We start from the raw sequence: 16,604 nt of genomic DNA, 5'->3' as shown, positions 1-16,604 counted from the left end.
CTCACCGATTGATACATGGTCAGCCGACAATGTAACATATTGTTCGAATGCCGAACACTTATACGAGTTTTGTTAAAGCGTCTTCTAACTGTCGCAAATCATTAATAATCTGCGTATCCGAAGGGAACGGTGAGCGTTGTGGCTGGGCAGCGACACCTACAAATAGCGTGCCATTGGAGCGGGCAGCGCGGTAGTCGTTATAGGAGTCGCCAATCATCACCGTTTGTTTGGCCGCGAGGCCCTGGCGTGATAAGAGACTACCCAAACCCGTTGCTTTATCGGGCGGTGCGCCAATCACTTCATCAAAATACGCGGCTAACTGGCGTTGCTCAACAATAGCGACCAGTTCGTTCTGAGGGGTGGCAGACAGTAGATAAATGGCGCGCTTGCCTTGCCAACGGGATAAAAAATGGATGGCGCCGGGAATAAACGGCGCATGGAGCAGCCTCTCTTCAACACTCTCTTTGAACTGCTCGCATAGTGACCGTATCCGTGCATCATCGGCTTTGCGGCCCAAAATATGGGCCTCAATATGACGAAATTTGACTTCCCTGGGCTGCCCACCCCGGCGGTTAAGGTATGCAACGATGGCGCGGTGTTGCTCCGCGGGCATATGGCTATACACATCCGCGAACGCTTGCCGTTTCAGTGTTGCCGAATCCAGTACAACGCCATCAAAATCAAATACCAGTGCGAAGTCGGGAATTTGCTTAACGTTGTTCACCGATAACGATGCCTTTTCAAGTGGAAGGCGACACAGCTCAAAGAGCTGTGTCTAGGTAGCACGCATTACCCCCGCTTAAATCGAGCGATTAACCATGGCTTGAGTGGCGTATTACTTAATAGCACCAGCGTAATGACGCTCGTCAGTACCAACGACAGCGGGTTGGTTACCAGACCCAGTAAGAAATCACCGGCTTGATTGCCCACAGATGACATGGCCTGACGGTACGACTCATCCAGCAGCGGCCCCAAGATGACGCCGAGAATAATGGGGCCCATCTGGAAGCCAAACACTTTTAGCCAATAGCCCAAAATACCAAACCCGAGCATCCAGTAGACTTCTGTCATATTGCTATTAAGCGAGTAGGTTCCCACCACACATAGCACTAAAATAAGCGGTATCAGGATCGCTTTGGGTACCTCGACAACTTTCGAGAATAGCTTTATTCCAGTAAGCCCGAAAACTAACAGGAAAATATTCGCCAGGGCCAGGTTACCTACGGTAAACCAGAAGATGTGCGGCGTTTCGATCATTAACATGGGGCCGGGGTTTAAGCCATGTATCACCAACGCACCGATAATCACTGCAGTAACCGCATCGCCCGGCATACCGAGGGTTAGCATAGGTACATAAGCGCCGCCTACCGCTGCGCTATTGGCTGTTTCAGGCGCAACCAGCCCTTCATAAGCACCTTCACCAAACGGGGTGGAGGGGTTCTTGGTAGTACGTTTTGCATGATCATAGGCAAATAGCGAAGCGATATCGCCTCCGGCACCGGGCAACGCACCGACAACCACGCCAATAATGGATGTACGCACAGAAAGCGGCAGAAACTTAAGTACCATGTTGAGCGGTGGAACAATTTTGCTAACTTTTTGTTTAACCGGTATTTTAGCCAGATTATGGAGTTGATAAATCGCTTCGGCCACACCAAACAGGCCAATCATGATGACGACATAGTGGATGCCGCCCAGTAACTCCATACTGCCCATGGTGAGGCGTGGCTGGGCTGTCACCATGTCCATCCCTACCAGGCCAACGACGGCGCCCAGCGCGACTGAAAAAATACCCCGGGCAAGCGACTTACCTGATAATGAACTGACCAGTAACAGGCCCAGTATGGCAATCAGGAAATAGTCGCGGGGAGCAAACTCTAATGCCATATCCGCCAAATAAGGTGCGGTACCTGCCAGAACAGCAACGCCAATCAATCCGCCTATCACTGACATAACCGTACTGAGACCGATGGCCCGGCCAGCTTCACCTTTAAGTGCTAACGGGTAGCCGTCAAAGGCCGTGGTGATGGCTGCCGGGGTACCGGGAATATTAAGCAGAATAGCGGTACGGGAGCCTCCGTAAACACCCCCTACATAAATACCGACCATCAAGGCTAATGCGTTATTAATATTCCAGGAAAAAGTGAATGAAATCAGTATCGAAACCGCCATTGTGACAGACAGGCCAGGAATCGCACCGACATAAATACCCGCCAGGACGCCCAAGCCGGTAAGAAGGAGTAGACCTGGGTCGAGCCAGGCCATGAGAAGGTATGCAACAGTATCGCTCATAAATTGTCTCGGCAATCAGACTCAGGGAAGGTAGACACGGAAGACCATAGTGAACAGCACATAGATCACCGCAATAGTGATGGTGGTGATAACCAGTGAACTCACTACTCTTCCTTGGCGATAATAGGTAAACATGGCTGCCAGGAAACAGAACGTGCTGACGTAAAAACTGATCCAGTTAATCGCGATAAGATAAACAATTGAGCAGATCGTAAAAGCAACGATAGGAGGTTTAAAATGCTCGGCAAGAAACGTTTTGGCTTCTTGCAGGGCCGTTGTTATTTCGGAAGCGCGGCGTTTATAACGATGACTAAGCAGGATAACAGCAGAGGAGGCGAGCATAATCAGCCCCAAGCCTACGGGAAATGATCCCGCTGAATTCAGGCGCAGGCCACCATCGATTCGGTATGCCTCATAGAGAACACCGATACTTAACAGTAGCAGGAGCCAGTCGAACAGCTTTTCACCTGCCTGGACGCGTGCGATTTTTTTACTCATAAGGAAAGACTCCAAGGGGGTAAGGTTTTCCCTTACCCCCTAAGCCATGAGGAGAAAACTAAGGGCGGGGAATGCCTAGCTCTTCCGGGGATGTTTCCACGGCGTCGGCATCAAACATTGACCATGCGGTAACCGACTGCCAGCTATCCAAATACTGCTGAGCCTCTTCACCGCTAAGGTTGAGCGTCTCACCGCCGAAGTTAACCAGGAACTCCTGGAAGCCTTCGCTGGCGACTGCCTGCTCGTAAGCATCTTCCAGCGTTGCCTTTATATCGTCGGGGGTATCTTTATGAACAAAGACGCCCCAGAACGGTCCCCACGGAAGGAAGGATTCGATCTCTGGCAGTGCCTCCGTGATGGGGGGAACACCCGGCAGGCTATCCAGTTCTTCAGCGCCTAGCACTGCTAACCCTTTTAGCCGTCCGCCACGAATCTGTTCCGCTACCGCTGACAGACTCAATGGCATAAAGTCGATATGCTCGCCAAGCAGCGCTGTGACGCCGGGGCCATCACCACCAAAGGTGACCGTACGGACATCAAGATCACCCACAGCGTTAATCATGGCATGGATCGTACTGGGCAGGCCACCTGCGCCGGTACCACCCATGCGCAGTTCGCCTGGGTTTTCATTGGCGTAGGCCAAAAGCTCTTCAAAGTTATCAAAGGGGCTGTTGGGATGCGTTGCAATCACGACCAGGCCTTGCCCGATGATATTTACCGTGTGCATATCATCGTAGGTGAAGTCGGCTAACCCCATTAGCGGGTAGAGCTGGGGGTTTTCTGCCCCAAATAGTAGATTGTAGCCATCTGGACGCTGGCGCATCACATGGCTCATGCCAATAACACCAGTACCGCCCGGGCGGTTGGTGAGGATAATAGTGGTATCGAGGATCTCCTCGACATGGGGGGTCAAGCTGCGAATGACGTTGTCTGTCGCGCCACCTGCGCCCCACTGGATAGTGCCTTGGATATTGCGTTCAGGGTAGTCGGCAGCGGCGCTGCCAACGATTGAGAGAGCGCCAACTGCAATAGCAAGACGTGTCAAAACTGGCTTAGTCATGCTGCATCCTCCAAAAAATTTATTATATTAGTAATTTCTATAGTTAGCTCTTAGTTCGCCTTGCGAACTAAAGTGCTTAAGGCGAACACTAGAGGTCGGTAATGAAGCTGTCAATCAACAAACCAGCAAATAAGACCAAGGTGTAATGCATCTCGCGGTGTTGATTCACCCCTCCTGGGCACCCTTATTTAGAAGTGTCTATATAGGCATGGCAAGCATTTAACGCTGCTTTTACATATATGAGGGTAGTCATCGCCTAAGCTTACGGTTAGTTGTCATCCCCCCCACCCATTGATGCATAATGCGAACTAAAGAACGCTATGCGAACATTGGTTGTCTATACTGGCAACCACGAGTAAGGCAATAATTAAACAATATGTGGCTCCGAAGCATTATCGCTTTATGGAACCACCCTGGAGGATGCAATGCGCGCAATTGCTACGGTTTGCCTGAGTGGCGACCTTAGAACCAAATTGGAAGCTATCGCCCGTGCAGGCTTCGACGGTGTCGAAATCTTTGAAAATGACCTGCTCTCCTTTGATGGTTCGCCCAGTGAAGTAAGAAAGCTGTGTGAGCATCTTGGGCTTGCCATCGTCGCCTTCCAGCCGTTCCGTGACTTTGAGGCGATGCCTGAGCCACAGCGCAGCCGCAACTTAAAACGCGCTGAGCGTAAATTTGAGCTGATGGAGCAGCTTGGAACCGATTTTCTCCTTGTATGCAGTAACGTATCGCCACAGGCAATTGATGACATGGACCGTGTGGTTAATGACTTACGCGAACTGGCTGATCTGGCGGCAGCACGCAATATTCGTGTCGGCTTTGAAGCGCTAGCGTGGGGTCGCCACATTTCCGACTACCGTGATGTCTGGGAGGTCGTGCGCCGCGCTGACCACCCTAATCTGGGTATTGTGCTGGATAGCTTCCATATCCTCTCGCGGGGTCATGAGCTGTCCACTATCGGCAAAATACCCAAAGAAAAAATCTTCTTTGTCCAGGTGGCGGATGCGCCATTGCTGGATATGGATGTGCTCCAATGGAGTCGTCATTTCCGTTGCTTTCCAGGTCAGGGTCGTTTGCCCCTCAAAGCCTTTATGCAGGAACTGGCCAAAACCGGTTACGACGGGCCGCTGTCGTTGGAAATTTTCAGTGATGCATTCCGCGCCGCGCCTACCGAAGTCACCGCCCTGGATGGACTGCGCTCGCTGATCCTGCTGGAAAATCTTGTGGAAGATGGCCCCTGGGCCAGCCACATTCCCCCCGCGCCACGCTATAACGGCATTCATTTCATCGAATTTACCCTGGACGAAGAGAGTGCTGCACCGCTGGGAGAGTTTATTGATGCCCTTGGGTTTCGCCATGTGGGCCGCCATCGCTCCAAAAACGTTGAGCTATGGAAGCAGGGGGATATCCATCTGGTGCTTAACTTCGAAACGGATAGCTTCGCCCACACCTTCCGGTTACTGCACGGCACCTCGGTATGCGCGGTGGGCTTTAGGGTGGATGATGTGGAGCGCGCCCTGACCCGGGCCAAGGCATTTAAAGCCCAAACGTTCCGCGGGCAAGTGGGGGAAGGCGAGATGGAGATCCCAGCGCTACGTGGTATAGAGGGCAGCCTTGTGTACCTTGTCGATGACCAGGCCGCTGATGACCTGCAGTGGCGAACCGACTTTGAGTTGTTTGACCAGGAGAGCCGTAACGAAGCCGGCCTCACTCGGGTGGATCATCTCTCTTATGTGCTTCCCGCCACGCAATTGCTGAGTTGGCAACTCTTTCACCGCACCATCTTTGGTTTTGATGCTGAAGTGGAGAATGAAATTATTGATCCGCGAGGCATGATGATCAGCCAGGCGGTGATCAGCCCTGAGCGCACTATTCGTATCCCCTTAACGGTTTCTCAGGCGCAAGACACCCAGCCGGGACGTTTCCTTAGCGAGTTCCGTGGCGGTGTTCAGCAGATTGCCTTTGAGAGCCAGGATATTTTCGCCACCGTTGACGAACTCCAGGCGCGTGGATTGCCGCTGCTGAAAATTCCCCAGAACTATTATGACGACCTTGAAGCGCGCTATGGCCTGGAGGAGGAGTTGTTGGAGGCAATGCGTCATCGCAATATTCTGTTTGATCGTAACGATGAAGGGGATTTCCTACACGCCTATACCGAAACCTTTTCGGGGCGCTTCTTCTTCGAGATTGTTGAGCGGCGTGGGGCTTACCAGCAGTTTGGCGCCGCTAATGCGGGAATTCGCCTCGCTGCTCAGGCCGCGCAGCGTTAACTAAATAAGAAGATAATAATATAAAGGCGACACAATACGGTGTCGTGCAGGAGGATATCCATGAAACTTGGCCTGATAGGCAAGGCAATTATGAACTCCAGTTCGCCGGATCTACACGTGCGGCTGGGTCAACTTACCGGCATACCCACTACCTACGACCTGTTTGATGCCAACGAGCAGCCGATAGCATCGTTGGAGAGCCAGGTAAACAAGGTCATCGCCGAGGGTTATCGGGGGGTCAATGTCACCTTCCCTTGGAAAGAAACCGCCGTCAAGTTGGCAACGCGCCCCTCTCCGGGGGCGAAAATGGTTGGTGCAGCGAATACGCTGGTATTTGAAAACGGCGAGATTCTGGCTGAAAACACCGACTTTACCGGGTTTATGAGTGGTTTCCGTGCGACATTAGGTGCGCGTCAACCGGGCCGCGTACTGCTAATCGGTACCGGGGGCGTTGGCAAAGCCGTAGCGTTCGGATTGGGGCAGCTAGGGGCCAGCGAAGTGATTCTTGTTGACCTGGATGAGGAGAAGTCACGCCAACTCGCTGATGAACTAACGCAACACGGCTTTAAGGCATCGGCCATTCATCCCGAGCAGCTAGCCGAAACAGTGCCTCACTGTGATGGTTTGGTGAACTGCACCCCCATTGGCCATGAGAAAAGCCCCGGTTGCCCCCTTCCTGCCGAGTTGGTGCAGTCACATCATTGGATCTTTGATGCGGTTTACGTGCCTGCGGTCACTGAGTTTATCGCTGCCGCAAAACAGGTGGGCGCTGCGGTGGTAAGCGGCGTTAGTCTGTTTGTATTTCAGGGGGTCGACGCCTTTAAGCTGTTCTGTGAAGATGAAGCAAAACGCGAGGCGGCTGACCAGCAGTCGGCGACACTTTTTGCCCACTACCGCCGCAAACTGCTTAAGGAGAATGATGCATGAGCAAGGCTAAAGTGCTTGTCCTGCATGGGCCCAACCTGAACCTGCTTGGCACCCGGCAACCGGAAATATACGGCTACGAGACCCTGGAAGACGTCAATAACGCCTTGCGTGAGAAAGCCGTACTGGCAGGATGGGAGCTGAACTGCCTGCAGAGCAACCATGAGGGGGGCTTGATAGAAGCCATTCACGCCGCGCGACTTGATGGCACCCAGGCGATTATTATTAATCCGGCTGCTTACACCCATACCTCTGTGGCTATTTTGGACGCCCTGAATGCTTTTGAAGGCACGGTTATCGAAGTACACATCTCCAATGTGCACAAGCGTGAGAGCTTCCGCCACCACTCCTATGTGTCACTGCGGGCCGATGGCGTTATCGCTGGGCTGGGGACACAAGGGTATCAGGCGGCACTGGACGCTGTGATGAAAGCAGCCGATAAGTAGTACCTGCTGAACCCGGTATAGCGCTTAGACGACGAGCCGCCTACATAGGCGGCTCGTGTCATTGCGGGCAATCACTCCGGGCGAGGGATACCCAGGCTCTCGGGAGATACATTGGCGGTTCCTGCCTCCTCCATGGCCCAGGCGGTTACCGATTGCCAGCGCTGAAGGAACTCCTGCGCCTCTTCACCCTGCAGGTTCAGCGAGGTAGCGCCGTTGCGGGTCAGGAAGGCTTGGAAGTCCTCATGGTCAATGGCTTCGGCATAGGCGGCCTCCAACCGGCTGGTGATCTCTTCCGGGGTATCCTTATGGACGTAGGTGCCCCAGAAAGGACCCCAGGGCAGAAAGTTTGCCATATCCGGTAAAAAGTCCGTGATGGGCGGAACGTCAGGTAATAGCTCAACGGGCTCATCACTAAGCACTGCCAGGGCGCGCAAGTTACCGGCACGTAGTTGCTCCTGTGCTGATGCCAGCGCCAGTGGCATGAAATCGAGATGGTTACCCATCATGGCGGTAATCGCAGGCCCATCGCCCCCAAAGGTTACCGAGCGCACATCCACCTCGTCCACCGCATTCAGCATGGCCAGTACCGTACTGGGCAGGCCACCGCTACCTGCATCACCCATCCGTAATTGCCCAGGGTTAGCGTGGACCTCCTCCAACAGGTCACCAAAATCCTGCCACTCTCTACTGGCGGGCGCGGCAATCAGCACGATGCCTTGGGCAATAATGCTGATCGGGTACATATCCCCGTAGTCGAAGTCGGCCAGTTCCAGTACCGGGTACAGCTGGGCGTTTTCAGCGCCATACAGCAGGCTGTATCCATTGGCGGGGCGTGTGCGAACAACGTTAGTACCGATGACGCCGGTACCGCCGGGGCGGTTATTAATGATGATGTCGGTGCCCAGGATATTCTCTACAAAGGGGGTCAGGCTGCGGGCCATGTTATCGGTCGAACCTCCAGCGCCCCAGGGAACGACCGCATCAATGCGGCGATCTGGGTAGTCGGCCAGGGCAGAGGAGGCGGTGATACCGATAGCCGCTGCCAGTAGCCAGCGGGAGGTAGTGCGCGCGAAAGGATTATGTTGGCGCATGATGGATTCCTCAATGGTTGTTATTGGTTGTTGAAAGTTTGACGGCACTATTGGAATTGGGGGTATAGAGCAGAAGGGTTAAGGCGTTTGCTCCAGTAGAAAATCCACCATCAGTTCACGTACCTGGGCGAACATATCGACACCGCGCACGATGGTGCAGCCACGCTCCTGAGCACCGGCAAGCCAGGGAGTGGTCTCGGGGAGGGTGATAACATCACCAACGATGGTGGTGCTTTGTAGCCCCTGTGGATCAAAGGGCTGCGGGTCGTCCGGCTGCATGCCAGCGGGCGTGGCATTGATGACCAGGGAGTAGCTACTCGTTGCTGAACTGCCCGCGACAACCGCGCCTTTTTGCAGCTCGCTAAGCTGTCGAATCAAGCGATCCCGGCGAACGTGGTCGCTGTCATGGATAGCTAATGAGCTGGCACCGGCATGCAGCAGCGCCTCAGCAATGGCCGAACCGGCGCCACCCGCACCTGCCAGCAGTGCCTGTTGCCCTTTGGGGTCAACGCCTCTCTTTTTGAGGGCGGCCACATAGGCCAGCCCATCCACCTGGTCGCCATACCATTGGCCTGCTGTATCGCGGCGCATAACATTCACGGCCCCCAAAAACTCAGCGCGCGGTGTCAGCCGGGCGCATAGGTCCCGAGCGGCAAATTTGTGCGGCACCGTGATAATCAGGCCATCCACATTGCGGGCCAGAGAGGCGGTAGTGGCAAATTCGGCTAAGTGGTCGGCAGAGATATGTACCGGCGCAAGAATCGCGTTATGGCCGCGCTCCTGGAAGGCGGCTGTGACGCCTTGGGGGGATTTCACCTGGGCGATGGGGTCACCCAGGATCAAGTAGAGCCGGGTGCTGCCGTCAAGTTGATTAAGCATAGTGATATCCACTTCTTGATTTTATTTTTTGGAATGTTTTATAAAAATGGAATATCATTCAGAAAATGTCAATTGTTTCTACATGGGTCGGTGAGCAGTTTTGAATACAGCTTTCACCACAGCGAATGTGCAATGTGGCAAGCTAGGAACCTTTCACCCCTTTGATGGAAGGAACAGAGATGGCTGGCGTAATGGAACGCACGCTGGGGATTCTGGAGTTGCTGGCAAAAGAAGCTGAAGGACTCCCCCTGGCAATGATTGCAGAGCGCGTTGGTATGCCCAGGAGTGCTGCACATCGCTTATTAAGCGATTTGGCACGTTATGGTTATGTGCGTCAGGTACGTGACCAGGGAGACTATATGCTGACTACCAAACTCACCTCGATGGGACTCGGTTTCCTTGGTGAGATGGGCATTCTGGATGCCGCCCAGCCGCTTATCGACCGGTTAGCGGAGATCAGTGGTGAGTTGGTGCGCTTATCCGTGGTTGATGGCCGTCGCCTGACCTGGGTGGCCAAAGCGCAGGGGGCCACACGTGGCCTGCGTTATGACCCGGATATGGGCGCGGTCGCCAAGCTGTCGTGTAGCGCATCGGGGCTTGCCTGGTTAAGCACGTTAAGTGATGAAGCTGCCCTTGAGCTGGTGGCAGAGCAGGGATTCGGCAATGTGGAGGAGTACGGCCCTAATGCACCCAGCACCGTTACGGCACTGCTGGAGGCGCTAAAGCAAACCCGGGAGCGGGGCTTTAGCGCCACGGTGGAGACCTTTTCCCCTGGCATGAATGCCATGGCGGCACCCGTTTATCGGGCTGGCCACACCACCATTGGCACGATCAGTATCGCCGGGCCAAGTATCCGCTTTACCACTGAGCGGATGGAGGCGCTTGGTAGCACCCTGGTAGAAGTTGCCAATGAACTGGCTGCTTCTACCTCGGCGTCGAACCTGTTACGCGTTGGCCGCCCTACCACGGCATCGCAACTTTGATGTTGTCTTCGTAATTTTTATGCAGGAGCCAGTTTTATGCCCACTTCCCAGAGCAGCACGGATGACCTGATATGTGATTTGCTGGTCATTGGTTCGGGAGCGGGTGGGCTCTCAACGGCTGTAACGGCTGCCCATTTGGGCTTAAAGGTGGTGGTGGCTGAAAAGGCTAATGTAATAGGTGGTACTTCCGCATGGTCGGGTGGCTGGATGTGGGTACCGTGCAATCCTCTGGCCCGAGAGGCTGGTATTCAAGAGCCATTGGCTGCGCCGCGGGCCTACCTGCGTGAAGTGCTGGGAGAGACCTATGATGCCGAACGGGTCGAAATGCTGCTGGCCCAAGGGCCAGCAATGGTGGAATTTTTTCGCCATCATACTGCTCTGGAGTTTGTGGATGGCAACAAGATGCCTGACTTTCAGGGCCAGCATCTGCATGCCGCCACAGGAGGCCGCTCAGTATGTGCGGCACCGTTTGATGGCCGTCGGCTGGGGCGGGATATAGCGCTGCTACGCCCCCCGCTGGATCTGCACTCGTTATGGGGTATGGGGATTGCCTCGGGTACCGACCTTGGGCATTTCCTCAAAGCCTCCCGTTCGCTCAACTCCTTCGTTTACGCCTCCCGCCGTGTTATGCGCCATGGGATCGATCTACTGCGATACCGGCGCGGCATGCATCTGGTGAACGGCAATGCGCTGGTCGCCGCACTACTGAAAAGTGCTCTGGATGTGGGGGTGCGGTTTTTAACCGAATCGCCGCTGCGGGCCTTATGTGGGCATGAGGGGCGTATCACCGGGGCCGAGCTGGAGTCCCCGCAAGGTACTCAACGGGTTCAGGCCCGCTGTGGGGTTGTGTTGGCAACCGGCGGTTTTCCTCATGATGCCGAGCGCCAGCAGCGTTGGATGCCCCATGTCGCAGCAGGAACACCCCATCACTCAGCAGCCCCTTTGACCAATACCGGGGATGGAATTCGCATCGCCGAAGAGGCGGGAGCCAGGCTGCAGGAATTCGCGTTTTCCAACGTAGCCTGGGCACCGGTTTCGCTGGTGCCGCAACACGGTGGCCAGGGGCGTTTTCCGCACCTGATCGACCGGGTCAAGCCCGGATTGATTGCGGTAACGCGTGATGGCAAGCGCTTTGCCAACGAAGCGGGCTCCTACCATGATGTGATGCGAGCCCTGTTTGAGGCTACCCAGGGCCAACCAGTGGAGGCGTGGTTGATCTGCGATCATCGGTTCCAGCGCCGCTACGGATTGGGTATGTCGCGCCCCGCACCGTTGCCACGCTGGCCCTGGTTGCGGAATGGCTACCTGCGCAGCGGTGCAACGCCTGCTGAGCTGGCCGCGCGGTGCGGAATCGACCCTGTGGGGCTGCAAGCCACGCTGGCGGAATACAATCCGGGCGCCCGGGAGGGCCTTGATCCGGCGTTTGGCCGCGGTGAAACCCCTTATCAGCGCGGTATGGGAGACGCCGAGCAGCAGCCCAACCCCTGTGTGGCACCGATTGAGAAGGCCCCGTTTTACGCCGTTAAGATCGTTCCGGGTAGTTTGGGCACCTTCGCTGGTCTGGCGGCGGATGAACATGCCCGTGTGCTGGATATCCAGGGGCAGCCTGTGGCGGGGCTGTATGTGGCAGGAAACGATATGGCCAGCGTGATGGGCGGCCACTATCCCAGCGGTGGTATTACGCTTGGCCCGGCGATGACCTTTGGCTTTGTGGCCGCTCACCATGCAGCGGGTATGCCCCGCTCGGCTTGTGAGCATGAGGTTGCCGATCAGCCGCATCTCCGTTTCGCTTCCTCCCTCTCCTGATCACTTCGCAGAGACCGCCTCCCTATGGCTGGAAGGCGGTCTCGCTAGCTATTGACCCCTTGCTGCCTGATTGGCGGCATGCTGCGCAATGCGCCAGGCCATGACCATCGCCGGGCCAATGGTGGTGCCTGGGCCAGGGTAGGTGCCCCGGAACATGGAACTCATATCATTGCCACAAGCATACAGGCCGGTGATTGGTTGCTGGTCGGCGCCCAGTACACGGCCTTCGTGGTCACCTGCCAAGCCAGCACTGCTGGCCAGGTCGGCTGGCCACACCGCCATAGCGTAATAAGGCCCAGGGCCGATAGGCCGAACACAGGGGTTGGGCGTTTGGCTGGCATCGCCATTGAAGCGGTTCATGGCGCTGGAGCCGCGCCCGAAAGCGGTGTCTTCACCGGCGGCGGCATCACGGTTGTAGTTCTCAAGGGTCTGTTTCAGGGCTACAGGGTCAACATCGATTTTGCTGGCCAGGGCGGCCGGTGAGTCCGCTTCGAACAGATAACCCGCGTCAATAAAAGGCTTAAGGCGTTTGGTGCCACGAAACACCATGCCCAGAATGTACTTCTCAAGGAATGCCCGGTCGCAGATAAGGTGCGCAGGCTGATGGGGTTTTTGGCCGGGAGAGCGCAGCAACCCCATGACAAAGTCGTGGTAAGAGTCGGATTCATTGACAAAACGTTCACCGACACTGTTTACCGCAATCAGGCCGGGCTTGGCTCGATCAAGAATAATGTGGGGCCAGATCAGGTCCTCTCCTTTCTGGCGCTTGAGAATCGAGCAGGGCATCCATAGCCCAGGGCTGTCCAACCCTTCCGCCAGACTGGCGCCACTGCCAAGGGCGATTTCAACCCCATCACCGGTATTGGTAACGGGCGCCAGGCAGTGGGCCTGGGCTGCTTCGGGATAGAGCTGTCGGCGCAGGGGGGCGTTGTGGGCAATACCGCCCGTGGCCAGCACCACACCGCGTCGGGCATGAATACGCTGCCGCCCCTGCGGCCCTTCGATGATCGCACCTACCACGGCATTCTGATCTTTGAGCAACGCTACCAACCGGGTTTCAAACAGCAGTGGTGTTTGGGTTTGACGCAGGCTAAAGAGTAGTTGAGCGACCAGGGCATTGCCCATCACCAGCCGGGTACCTCTGGGGTAGCGCAGACGGTCGCTGGCATAGCGTAGTACGGTACGCGTTGCCAACTGAAAGTTATCCAGCGAGCCAAAGGGGTGTAGCAGGGCGTCGATTTCATTACGGGCCGCCATCATGCCTCCCAGCACCATGAATTCCTGGCGGGGTGGGCGCACTCTGGCAAAATCCCCCTTGCCCAAGCGGCGGCCATCAAAGGGTGTGGGAGATAGCGCTCGGCCACCGTAGGCTTCGCCGGGCACGTTACCAATGTAATCGGGGTGAGCCTGGGCAGCGACCAGTTTTACCTCGGTGTGTTGCTGTAGCTCCTTCACCATTTGAGGACCAGCTTCCAGAAAGGCGGCACGCACCTCATCGCCGCCCCGCTCCCCTACCACGGCCTGTAGAAACCGGTCGGCGGCCTCGGTAGTATCCGGCACGCCAGCCTCAACGCTAAGATGAGTGCCGGGAATCCAGATGGTACCGCCAGACGTGGAGGTAATGCCGCCCACCTGGTCGGTTTTTTCACACAGTAATACATCCAGCCCACGTAAGGCACCGCTCAGCGCTGCGGTCATGCCACCGGCACCAGCGCCAAAGATCAGCAGGTCTACCTCATGATCCCAGGGCAGGGTCTGATCATCTGCCATCGTTATTCTCTCCTGCATTGGATGGTCGAAAGTTTGGCAACTTGTTCAGGCAAGCAAGGCGTATAGATAAGCCAGGGGTCATGGGTAGTGCAGCGTGATGCGGCGGCCTCTTCAATGGCGTCGATGACGATCATGGTGCGCACGGCGTCCTGGATACTCACCAGCGGGAGTGTTTTGCCGCTTGCCACCTGAATGAAGTGGCGCAACTGGTTCTGCTGAGCGCTGCCATCGGCCACGGCTAATGTCTGTTCGTTCAGGTTGTGCCCCCAGTGGTGTGGGCCAGCGTATTGCCACAAGCGCATCTGGGGCACGGTGAGAGCGGCCTGGGTGCCTGCCAGGTAGTAGCACCCCTGATCAAGGTGTTTGGCATAAAGGGGCACTTCGTTAATGTTTTGATCCCAGCCCCAGGGGGACACCACCGCATCGGAACCCACCAGCGTGCCCAAGGCGCCATTTTCAAACTCAAGCAGAATTGCGGCACTATCCTCGACTTCGTAACCGCGCAGGGCATTGTTGGTACTGGCTTGTAGGGCGCTGATTTCACCACACAGGTGGCGCATCAGATCCAGGTCGTGTACCAGGTTAATCAGCACGACTCCCGCCCCGCGCTGTTGGCGCCAGTCGGCTTCGAAATACTCTGTTGGCTTACAGGTTTGCCACATGGCCGTGATGGTGGCCAGACGCCCCAGTTGTCCGCTATCAATCACTTCCTTGGTGCGCATGGTGACGGGATTATGGCGACGGTGGTGGCCGACCAGCACCGGCGTATCATATTGGCGTTGAGCGTTAAGCAGGCGCTCTGCGCCTTCTCGTGAGCTAGCGACGGGCTTTTCCAGCAGGACTGGAATACCATAGCTCATGCAGTCCAGCGCGGTATCGACGTGTAGATCGTTGGGGTTGGCGATGATCACCGCCTCAGGCCGGACGTTATCCAGCATGTCCAGGTGGTCGTTAAAGTGTGTGACACCCAGTTCCGTTGCCAGGGCATCACTAAACGGATCGGCAATGGCCACCAGTTGGGCGTTGGGCTCGTTGGCAATGTAACCAGCGTGCTGGCGGCCCATGGCTCCGGCACCGATCAGGGCGATTCGTAGAGGGGAGGTCATCATGATCTATCTCCTGCGTTTGTTCTGTGGCGTGGCGAGTGCTTGGCAGCTCATTTACCATTTCTGATATTATTTTGACTTATATTCATTAATGGAATGGTGTTCAGATTTTTGAGAGTATATCAAGACATGGACGAAAGTGTTCGTCAAGCGTTTACGCAGCGCATTAGGCATTACTTATGACAGCGCCTCGCAGTGAGCGAGGCGCTGGTGGTAGCAGGATGAATACTTCCCAGGGTCAGTTAGGGTGCTTTCTGGGCATTGAAGTTAGCGGCAATGCGCTGTTGTAGGTAGTCATGCGCGGTAATAGGTGGATATTTGCCGTTCGGCCCCTGGATAGTGACCCCTTTATTTGCCTGGCAGAAGAACGCCATGCTGTAGCGGGGTTGTCCCGCTTCCTCGGGGGTCGGCATACGCACCCGATGCAGCGTTGACTTTAGCGTATCATCGCTCCAGCGCATCAACATATCGCCGATATTGCAGGTAATAATATCGTCGCGAGGAATGACACTGGTCCAGGCAGGACCGTGCCCATCTTTGTTAACATCCTGGCCGGGGCATACCTGCAGGCCACCCTGGCCTTCGCGCTGGAAGACCATGGTCAGGCAATCGAAGTCGGTATGAGCACCAGCACGCCATAACGAAGCATCTTTCAGGGCATCACTGGAGAGCGGCAGGTAATGCAGTAGTCTCAGGGTGCTCTGGTAGTCTTCAGCGGCACGATCATGTGCTTGAGTGAAGAAGTCGCTGGGGAAGTCCAATTTCTCGGCGAAGCAGGACAGTACCTTCATGCCGAGTAGCCAGGCCTGATATTCAAAGTCAAGCACGACACGCTGGAATTCTGCCAGCGTTACCTGATCAGGCCACAAGCCCTCCATACACGGTAGAGTGATTTGGAACGACTCTTTCTGATCCGCTGTTTGTGTCGAAGGCCGTACCTGTGACTTGAACTCCCAGCCAGCGTTTTGGCCTTTTTTCAGTAAATAGCGTGTTTTCGTCTGCTCTGGAAGCGCAAAAAATGCTTCAGAGAGAGCAAATGCCTGCTGAATATCCGTGGTTTCAATGCCATGGTTGATTAACTGAAAAAAGCCTACTTCGCTGGCAGCTTGCCATAGCTGGGCACTGATCTCGTCACGTCTGGCATCAAAGTTGCTGAGATCAATCAGTGGAATTTCACGGTCCGTTTCACGGCCCAGGCCACCAATGGTGCGTTCCAGTTCGAGTTCTTGAAGGGTGTTTGTGGAAAGTGTCATGTCGTTTCTCCAACGTATTGGCAGATATGGCCTGCCGGTCATTGGAGCAATGCCGGACGATGTGGATCGTCTGCCGCTTCTACTCCGCGAAAACACTGAAATCAGGCGTCCACTGAACCAACCCCTAAGGGGAGCAGTAACATTCGCTCGATATCAGTATTATTGCTCTTAATTTTCAAGTGATTATCGTGATTGCATTGAAAGTTAAATACACTTACATCCTGTG

14 protein-coding genes are annotated in these 16,604 nt (G+C 55.4%); 5 read left to right on the top strand and 9 right to left on the bottom strand.

Annotated elements, in window-relative coordinates; all coding sequences use genetic code 11:
- Nucleotides 1-58: 58 nt before the first annotated feature.
- The 4 genes from HP566_RS05460 to HP566_RS05445 all read right to left on the bottom strand — a co-directional run bounded on the left by HP566_RS05460 (nucleotide 59) and on the right by HP566_RS05445 (nucleotide 3,850).
- Nucleotides 59-724, bottom strand: a complete 666-nt coding sequence (locus tag HP566_RS05460; protein WP_249976251.1) for an HAD family hydrolase — start codon at nucleotides 722-724, stop codon at nucleotides 59-61.
- Nucleotides 725-789: 65 nt separating this feature from the next.
- Nucleotides 790-2,292 (bottom strand): tripartite tricarboxylate transporter permease, encoded by a 1,503-nt coding sequence (locus HP566_RS05455; RefSeq protein WP_249976250.1) that lies wholly within the window; start codon nucleotides 2,290-2,292, stop codon nucleotides 790-792.
- A 21-nt stretch (nucleotides 2,293-2,313) separates the two neighbouring features.
- Nucleotides 2,314-2,790, bottom strand: coding sequence for a tripartite tricarboxylate transporter TctB family protein (locus tag HP566_RS05450; RefSeq protein ID WP_249976249.1), 477 nt, complete (start codon nucleotides 2,788-2,790; stop codon nucleotides 2,314-2,316).
- A gap of 58 nt (nucleotides 2,791-2,848) precedes the next feature.
- Complete coding sequence (locus HP566_RS05445) at nucleotides 2,849-3,850, bottom strand: Bug family tripartite tricarboxylate transporter substrate binding protein (protein ID WP_249976248.1); 1,002 nt, start codon at nucleotides 3,848-3,850, stop codon at nucleotides 2,849-2,851.
- Between the two features lie 425 nt (nucleotides 3,851-4,275).
- On the opposite strand from HP566_RS05445, the gene HP566_RS05440 reads away from it, so the two are divergent.
- Genes HP566_RS05440 through aroQ form a run of 3 tightly spaced genes read left to right on the top strand, consistent with a single transcriptional unit; the run spans nucleotide 4,276 to nucleotide 7,490 of the window.
- The gene (locus HP566_RS05440; RefSeq protein WP_249976247.1) at nucleotides 4,276-6,120 is read left to right on the top strand and encodes a bifunctional sugar phosphate isomerase/epimerase/4-hydroxyphenylpyruvate dioxygenase family protein; all 1,845 of its coding nucleotides are present in this window, start codon (nucleotides 4,276-4,278) and stop codon (nucleotides 6,118-6,120) included.
- A 60-nt stretch (nucleotides 6,121-6,180) separates the two neighbouring features.
- Nucleotides 6,181-7,047, top strand: a complete 867-nt coding sequence (locus HP566_RS05435) for a shikimate dehydrogenase family protein (protein WP_249976246.1) — start codon at nucleotides 6,181-6,183, stop codon at nucleotides 7,045-7,047.
- Nucleotides 7,044-7,490, top strand: a complete 447-nt coding sequence (gene aroQ, locus HP566_RS05430) for a type II 3-dehydroquinate dehydratase (RefSeq protein ID WP_249976245.1) — start codon at nucleotides 7,044-7,046, stop codon at nucleotides 7,488-7,490. Before HP566_RS05435 ends, aroQ begins: the two co-directional genes overlap by 4 nt.
- A gap of 71 nt (nucleotides 7,491-7,561) precedes the next feature.
- On the opposite strand, the gene HP566_RS05425 is transcribed toward aroQ, so the two are convergent.
- Together HP566_RS05425 and HP566_RS05420 are read right to left on the bottom strand one after the other, a co-directional pair.
- A complete protein-coding gene (locus tag HP566_RS05425) occupies nucleotides 7,562-8,581 on the bottom strand; it encodes a Bug family tripartite tricarboxylate transporter substrate binding protein (protein ID WP_249976244.1) in 1,020 nt (339 codons plus the stop codon).
- A 78-nt stretch (nucleotides 8,582-8,659) separates the two neighbouring features.
- Nucleotides 8,660-9,460, bottom strand: a complete 801-nt coding sequence (locus HP566_RS05420; RefSeq protein ID WP_249976243.1) for a shikimate dehydrogenase family protein — start codon at nucleotides 9,458-9,460, stop codon at nucleotides 8,660-8,662.
- Nucleotides 9,461-9,639: 179 nt separating this feature from the next.
- Here HP566_RS05420 and HP566_RS05415 point away from each other — a divergent pair, with 179 nt between their 5' ends.
- Nucleotides 9,640-10,443 (top strand): IclR family transcriptional regulator, encoded by an 804-nt coding sequence (locus HP566_RS05415; RefSeq protein ID WP_249976242.1) that lies wholly within the window; start codon nucleotides 9,640-9,642, stop codon nucleotides 10,441-10,443.
- A gap of 36 nt (nucleotides 10,444-10,479) precedes the next feature.
- Entirely contained in the window at nucleotides 10,480-12,249 is a 1,770-nt protein-coding gene (locus tag HP566_RS05410) for an FAD-dependent oxidoreductase (protein WP_249976241.1), read from the top strand.
- 48 nt (nucleotides 12,250-12,297) lie between these two features.
- Here HP566_RS05410 and HP566_RS05405 read toward each other — a convergent pair whose 3' ends face one another.
- The 3 genes from HP566_RS05405 to HP566_RS05395 form a co-directional block, all read right to left on the bottom strand.
- Nucleotides 12,298-14,019: an FAD-binding protein gene (locus HP566_RS05405; RefSeq protein WP_249976240.1), complete on the bottom strand. Its 1,722-nt coding sequence runs from the start codon at nucleotides 14,017-14,019 to the stop codon at nucleotides 12,298-12,300.
- A 2-nt stretch (nucleotides 14,020-14,021) separates the two neighbouring features.
- Nucleotides 14,022-15,128: a Gfo/Idh/MocA family protein gene (locus HP566_RS05400; protein WP_249976239.1), complete on the bottom strand. Its 1,107-nt coding sequence runs from the start codon at nucleotides 15,126-15,128 to the stop codon at nucleotides 14,022-14,024.
- A 239-nt stretch (nucleotides 15,129-15,367) separates the two neighbouring features.
- Nucleotides 15,368-16,378 carry an isopenicillin N synthase family dioxygenase gene (locus tag HP566_RS05395; protein ID WP_249976238.1) on the bottom strand — a complete coding sequence of 337 codons (1,011 nt, stop codon included), beginning with the start codon at nucleotides 16,376-16,378 and terminating at the stop codon, nucleotides 15,368-15,370.
- Nucleotides 16,379-16,604 lie beyond the last annotated feature (226 nt).

Source organism: Vreelandella olivaria, from assembly GCF_023507745.1.
Taxonomy (GTDB): Bacteria; Pseudomonadota; Gammaproteobacteria; order Pseudomonadales; family Halomonadaceae; genus Vreelandella; species Vreelandella olivaria_A.
Note: the sequence above shows the minus strand (reverse complement) of the source record. Positions and strands in the feature narration are given on the sequence as shown.